A 5,682-nucleotide genomic window follows, 5' to 3' on the forward strand; every position below is an offset into this window, starting at 1 on the left:
CCCCGCCGATGCCAAAACTCGCATCAAGGCTGTTATTCGGAAGCAGGCGATATAGCGCTGCCGAACTCGTCGAACTCGTTGGGCTACCGTCACTATTGCGCGCTATCAACACACTGGTGTCGGGCAGCGCAGCAAAATTCCAATCGAAAATACCCGGCTCTGCCAACAAATTATTCGCTCCGATCAGCAGGCCATTACTTGAAATTCGAATCACGAGCAGCGATCCTCCTGGCCAACCACCGAAGAATGACGAATGGGATTCGCGAATGCCAGCCAGCAGGGAGCCATCGCTCAGTGTGAGTAAGGAGAATGATTCTCCACTGCCGAATTCATCTAAAAAATCTACAGCATAGGTAAACTGACCGACCGTACCAAACGAAGGTACCGGCAACCCATGCGCATCGACCTTATAGAGACGCAGGTTCTGATCCGTCAGTACGGCAAAGACCACTGAGCCGTCGCCAAGCAAAACCAGATCTGACTGGCGCGAAAGCTCCCAAGCAGGAAACGCAAATTCGATTTTACCCCGTGCGCCGAAATTCAAGTCAGGCGTGCCATCCGGCATGGTCTGCTGCAAAATGGCATTTCTGCCTGTTTTCGTTCCGTAAAGCAAACGCCCATCTGGACGAACGCCCAACGCAATATCCGTATTGGCGATCCCTGGTGCTGCAAGAGCGGGGGCGAATCCGGCATCGAGCATTCCGGCTGCGTCCAGTTGAAACGCTGTAACGGTGCCGACCGGGAGAACAGACCCGCTTCCGGTTCCAGCCACGACCGTTATCGCACCGCTTGCTTGTTCAGCGGCACGTACTTTGCCCATGAAGCGGCTGTATTGCCTTGGCGCCACGCGCCCATTCGTCCCGAAGGAGATGTCGGGGGAACCATTTGCCGTCAGGCGTTCAAGGAGATAATCAAAGGTCGCGCCTGCGTCTGAATTACCGGCAAGCACAACTTTGCCCGAAGTTTCAACCAGTATCGCGTCAATCGTGTCGTAGCTGTAGTATTCGGCGGTGTTCACGACAGCGAAGCCATCACCTCGACCATAGCTGGTTTGAAGATGACCGCTGCCATCGAGGCTTGCGACGGTAGCATCTACGCCGAGAGGAACGCAACCGCTGATGGAGCATATCTCGGTTTGACTGGCCACTGCCGGTACCAGTAAGCCGCCTACGCCATCTGACAGGACATCTATGGCGGAGAACACACTATAACCGGGGAGTGCAATTGTTGCGCTGCCGGCCGCACCAAAAGCACTATCCAGGACTCCGTTGGCATCGAAGTGACGTACACGCGCAGTGGTGGCGTCGACCAATGCGATACTGCCATCACTCAGTACTGCCAATCGGTGGAAGTTGCCGTTGCCGATCTCAAGTCGACCGGCAGTACCGAAAGACGCATCGGCCAAGCCGCCGGCAGTGATTCGCCACAACACGATATTGTTGCTCGCGAAGGCTGGAGCATATCCCATCAGAAGCAATCCGCCATTAGCAGTGCGCACCATCGTGCCCGGTTGGTCGAAGGGGTTGCCCACGTCGTACCCTGAGACCAAGCCACCATTTCCAAAGCCAGGATCGAGCGTACCGCCAGCCGTCACGCGAACCAGCAGATAAGTGCCACCGCTAAGGAACGTTCTTGCCATGACTGTAAACCCGCCATTGGGCTCAGCGACAACTGAAACGCCCCAGGTCATCCGAAAATTCGGAGGCAGGCCGCTGAGTATCTTTTCGCCATTAGGTGCATAGGTCGAATCACGCATGCCGGCTGGGTTAAGACGTGTGAGTCGCAATGCAAATTGCGACCCTTGCGAGGGGTTTGAGACTTGCGTGGCGTCCGAGACGATCAGCAGACCGCCGTCCGGCTGTTGCACGAAGCGCGCCGGGGTGACGTCCGCACTGAATAAACCTTGCGTGCCAAAGCTGGTGTCGAGGACGCCGGTTGCTGTGAGCCGGGTCAGTACAAGGCCGCTCGCGTTAGATCCATTTATCAGTATGGATCCATCGGCACCCTGTTCAATTTGTTGGACTCTGTCAACATTGGGCAGATCGAACAAGGCAATGCCATTCTGGCCGAACGTGGCATCAGGGGTGCCATTCGGAAGTAGTCGGACAACAAAAGCGTGCGATTGTTGCCCCGCCGTCCTACCGGCAAGCAGCAACTTGCCGTCGCGCTGCAGGGCGGACGCGGATGGCGTATCCTCCGCGCCGGAGGGCACCCCGATGCGCACGATGCCGCTGCTTCCGAACGAACTGTCGAGCGCTGGCGCTGCGTGCGCTTCAAACATCGTGGCATGCAACGCGATGAGCGCAAAAAGTATCGCGAATATTTTTTTAGTTGTCATCGTCTCTAATACCTTCAGTAAGCTCGACATTGTTTTTCCCTTATCAATACGCACACAGTTATAACCAGCAACGCCCTTTCATCAGGGCGCCGTTCGTTTCTCTTCGCTTACTGGCACCTCACAAACCACTCTTTACGCTGTGGCGCATGAATGGCTGGCATTGATAGATTGGGAAGCCGTGGCCAAAACTTTAGGCCAAGTCAAATCGGCGCACACATGACCACACCTTCATTGATCCAGCCGCGCATGACGACATCCTGGATGGCTGCCCCAGCACTGGAAAAGCGGTGATTGCTGTCGACACCGCGGGCAAACCCATTGTTATAGGCCCGATAGACCGGCGCTGTCCCGGTCGGACATATACCATTGGTCGGTGGAGTCGAGATAAAATCCAGACTTTCGAAATTCCAGCGCTTCTGCGTGGCTGGCGTGATGGCCTGAAGCTGCTTAAGGCCATCACATTCAACGCCCGCTAAAGTATAGAAATGCGAATTGGGGCCGGGGAACTGGCTGCCATAGAACCGGCAAACGGGCGTGCTGCCGCCCGACTTGAAACTATTTCCGGTGCGAATCCAGCCGGGCCCCGCGCTACCTCCATCGATGCCCGCAGCCTCACTGGCATCGGCGGTAATGAAATAATGATCCAGGTTGGTGTTGTAGAACTCAACGACCGGCATACTGACGAGCGCTCCACTCAGATCATACCGAGCCAGAACAGCACTCGTCGCATCCTGTCCCGCAACGAGCAAACGAGAATGGGCATCAAGCGCCAGCGCGCTGACGCTCTGCATGCCCGGTAGCGCAAATACCCCGCCAAGGCCAAAATTTGTATCCAGACTGTTATTCGGAAGCAAGCGGTATAGTGCTGCCGAATTCGTTGAGCCATCGCTACTGCTGCGCGCTATCATCACATTGGCGTCGGGCAGCGCAGCAAAATTCCAATCGAATGAACCCTGCCCCGCCAACAAATTGTTCGCCCCGATCAGTGAGCCATTGCTGGAAATCCGAATCACGAGCAACGATCCGCTTGACGAACCGGATGGGGCGTATTTGTTAATGTTAATGCCAATGCCGGCCAACAGAGAGCCATCGCTCAGTGAGAGCAAGGAGAATGGTATTCCAATGGGGTATGCATTGGCAAAATCCGTAGCAGCATAGGTAAACTGACCGGCCGTTCCAAATGAAGTTACCGGTAACCCATGCGAATCGACCTTATAGAGACGCAGATTCTGAGGCGTTAGCACAGCAAAGACAACTGAGCCGTCGCCAAGCAAAACTAGATCCGTCTGGAATGAACCCTCCCCAAACAACGCGAATCCGATTTTACCACTCGCGCCAAAATCCAGGTCAGGTGTACCATCCGGCATTGTCTGCTGCAAATATACAGCTCCAATTCCGCTGTTCGGTGTTGTCATTACGTAAAGCATGCGCCCATCCGGACGAACGCCCAACGCAATATCCGTTTGGGATATCGCCGGTACTGCGAGAGCGGGTGCGAATCCAGTGTAGAGCGTACCGGTAGAGTCAAAACGAAACGCCGTGTCGGCTTTTCCGGTCACGACCGTTATCGCACCGTTTTCTTGTTCAGCTGCACGCACCTTGCCCATGAAGGGGTTGCTCTGTTTCGGCACCACCCGCCCGTTCGTTCCGAATGCAATGTCAGGGGAACCATTTGCCGTCAGGCGTTCAAGAAAATAATCAAAGGTCGCGCCCCCATCTAAACTACCTGCGAGCACAACTTTGCCTGAAGTTTCAATCAGTATCGCGTCAATTTTGTCGTTGCTGTATTCGGCGGTGTTCATGACAGAAAAGCCATCGCCTCGGCCATAGCTGGTTTGAATATGGCCGCTGCCGTCAAGGCTTACGACGGTAGCATCCACGCCTCTATAATGACAAGGGAAAGGGACAAGGTCAGAGGAGCATGTCACGGTCCGACTGGCCACTGCCGGTATCAATAAGCCGCCTACGCCATTTGGCAGGATACCTATGGCGGAAATCTCACTATAGCCAGCAAGTGGAATCGTGCTGCCGGCAGCACCAAAAGCACTATCCACGACTCCGCTGGCATCGAAGTGCGTTACATGTGCAGTGGGGACGTAGACGCCGTTGACGTCGACGTAGACGCTGTCGACCAATGCGATACTGCCATCACTCAGTGCTGCCAATCGAAAACTGCCGCTATAGGAGTTGCCGTTGCCGATCTCTAGTCGACTGGCAGTACCGAGAGACGTATCGGGCAATCCGCCGGCAGTGAGTCGCCACAACACGATCTTGCCGCTCGGGTGAGGCGAAGCATCGCCCATCAGAAGCAATCCACCATTAGCGGTGCGCACCATCGTGACCGGTTGTTCGAAGCGGTTGCCCACGTCGGCCCCTGAGAGTAAACCACCATTTCCAAAGCCAATATTGAGCGTGCCGGCGGCCGTCACGCGAACCAGCAGAGAGACGTCGAAGCCGTTAGAGAAGTCTCTTGCCATAACTGTAAATCCGCCATTCGGCTCGGCGACGACTGAGGCCATCCCGAAATTCGGAGGCAGATCACTGAGTATTCTTTCGCCGTTCGGTGCATAGGCTGAATCACGCACGCCGGCTGAGTTAAGGCGTGTGAGTCGCAATGCAAATTGCCCCCCTTGCGAGGCGTCCGAGACGATCAGCAGACCGCCGTCCGGCTGTTGTACAAAGCTCGCCGTGGCTCCTCCCACACCGAAAAAGCCTTGCGTGCCAAAGCTGGTGTCGAGAACGCCAGCCGCCGTCAGCCGGGTCAGTACAAGGCCATTCCCGCCATATCCATCTATCAGCGTATATCCATTTATCAGTATGGAACCATCGGCACCCTGCTCGATTTGTTGGATCGCGTAATTGTCTCCATTGGGCAGATCGAACAGGGCAACGCCATTCTGGCCGAACGTGGCATCAGGGGTGCCATTCGGAAGTAGTCGGAGAACAAAAGCGTGCGATTGCCGTCCCTCTGTCCAACCGGCAAGCAGCAACTTGCCGTCGCGCTGCAGGGCGGACGCGGATGGCGTATCCTCCGCGCCGGCGGGCACCCCGATGCGCACGATACCGCTGCTTCCGAACGAACTGTCGAGCGCCGGTGCTGCGTGCGCTTCAAACATCGTGGCATGCAACGCGATGAGCGCAAAAAATATCACGAATATTTTTTCAATTGCCACCGTCCCAAATACCTTCAGTAAGCTCGACATCATTTTCCCTTATCAATACGCACACAGTCATAACCAGAAACGACCTTTCATCAGGGCGTCGTTCGTTTCTCTACGCTTCTTGGCAACTCACAAACCACTCTAACTTTAGGTCAAGTCAAATCGGCGCACACATGACCACAC

The 5,682-nt window shown here is 55.4% G+C and carries 2 protein-coding genes; both read right to left on the reverse strand.

Features of this window, described 5'->3' with window-relative positions; genetic code table 11:
* Positions 1 to 2,368 (reverse strand): hypothetical protein (locus tag MJ768_RS09145; RefSeq protein WP_239290760.1); only part of this gene is annotated, 2,368 nt, incomplete at its 3' end.
* A 170-nt stretch (positions 2,369 to 2,538) separates the two neighbouring features.
* Positions 2,539 to 5,544 carry a hypothetical protein gene (locus MJ768_RS09150; protein WP_239290762.1) on the reverse strand — a complete coding sequence of 1,002 codons (3,006 nt, stop codon included), beginning with the start codon at positions 5,542 to 5,544 and terminating at the stop codon, positions 2,539 to 2,541.
* Positions 5,545 to 5,682 lie beyond the last annotated feature (138 nt).

Source organism: Candidatus Nitrotoga sp. 1052 (genome assembly GCF_927312905.1).
In the GTDB taxonomy this organism is placed as follows: Bacteria; Pseudomonadota; Gammaproteobacteria; order Burkholderiales; family Gallionellaceae; genus Nitrotoga.

Excerpts from the sequence above, each read along its gene's own strand:
- MJ768_RS09150 (WP_239290762.1), bottom strand. The coding sequence starts at position 5,544 with ATGATGTCGAGCTTACTGAAGGTATTTGGGACGGTGGCAATTGAAAAA.